This is a genomic window from Polynucleobacter sp. 35-46-11 (genome assembly GCF_002281105.1).
This window is the reverse complement of the sequence record NZ_NCFJ01000598.1, coordinates 1-1,437: the sequence shown is the minus strand read 5'-3', so window position 1 is coordinate 1,437 and position 1,437 is coordinate 1. Positions and strand designations below refer to the sequence as shown.

Annotated in this window: 1 protein-coding gene; it reads right to left on the bottom strand. The window is 45.4% G+C overall.

Annotated features, from left to right (window positions below):
* Positions 1 to 1,437: phosphate acyltransferase (locus tag B7Y67_RS17985; protein WP_293599803.1), on the bottom strand; the 1,437-nt coding region annotated here is incomplete at both ends.

The following is a 1,437-nucleotide window of genomic DNA, read 5'->3' as shown; positions in this document are numbered from 1 at the left end:
ATTGACGATACGACGTACAGTAGCTGATGGCGTCAAGATATGAATCGGCTTAGCGGCACCTAGGAGTAATGGTCCGATTGCAATACCGTTACCAGCAGCTGTCTTTAGTAAGTTGTAAGAAATGTTTGCGGCATCAATATTTGGCAACACTAGCAAGTTAGCATCACCCTTTAATGGGGATGAAGTAACGGCGCTGGCACGAATAGTTTCATCCAAAGCGCTATCACCATGCATTTCACCATCAACCTCAAGGGTTGGATCTGCTTTTTGAATCAATGCCAACACTTCACGCATCTTCACTGCGGAAGGCGCACTGCTTGAACCAAAATTGGAGTGTGACAATAGTGCAACTTTAGGCGCTAGACCTAATTTACGCATTTCGCATGCAGCCATCAAGGTCAATTCAGCCAACTGCTCTGCACTTGGATCGATATTGACATGGGTATCAACCAAAAATACTTGGCGTCCCGGCAAAATCAATCCAGACATGGCGCCATAAACATTCGCACCCACTTCATGACCCACTACTTCATCTACATACTTCAAATGCGTAGCTAAATTACCAACAGTTCCACAAATCATGCCATCGGCCATACCTTTGGTAATCATGACCGAGCCAATTAGGCTGTTGCGACGACGCATTTCTAACTTAGCGAAAGATTCAGTAACGCCTTTGCGCTCCGTTAAACCTAAATAGGTTTGCCAAAAATCACGATAGCGTGGATCGTTCTCAGGATTGACGATCTCAAAATCTTCACCAGCTTTAATACGCAACCCAAATTTACCAATGCGGTGCTCAATTACTGCGGGGCGTCCGATCAAAATTGGCGTCGCTAAATGCTCATCAATGATGATTTGTACTGCACGCAATACACGCTCATCTTCACCCTCAGCAAACACGATACGTTTTTGTGCGGCAGGAACACCTTTAGCAATACTAAATAGCGGCTTCATCAAAGTACCAGAGTGGTACACAAATTGTTGCAACTGATTACGATAAGCGTCAAAGTCTTTAATCGGACGTTGAGCAACGCCATCATCCATCGCCGCCTTAGCAACCGCAGGTGCAATGACTGTTATCAAACGTGGGTCAAATGGCTTTGGAATCAAATATTCTGGGCCAAAAGACAAGTTCTCAATACCATACACAGAGGTCACTACTTCGCTTTGCTCTGCTTGCGCTAACTCCGCCACAGCCTTAACTGCCGCGACTTCCATGCCACGCGTGATAGTGGTAGCACCAACATCCAGTGCACCGCGGAAGATGAATGGAAAGCACAATACGTTATTCACTTGGTTCGGATAATCAGTACGGCCAGTTGCCATCACTGCATCAGGACGAACTTCTTTTACTTCTTCAGGAAGAATCTCAGGAGTTGGATTTGCTAGGGCATAAATCAATGGCTTATTAGCCATCTTTTTAACCATGTCTTGCTT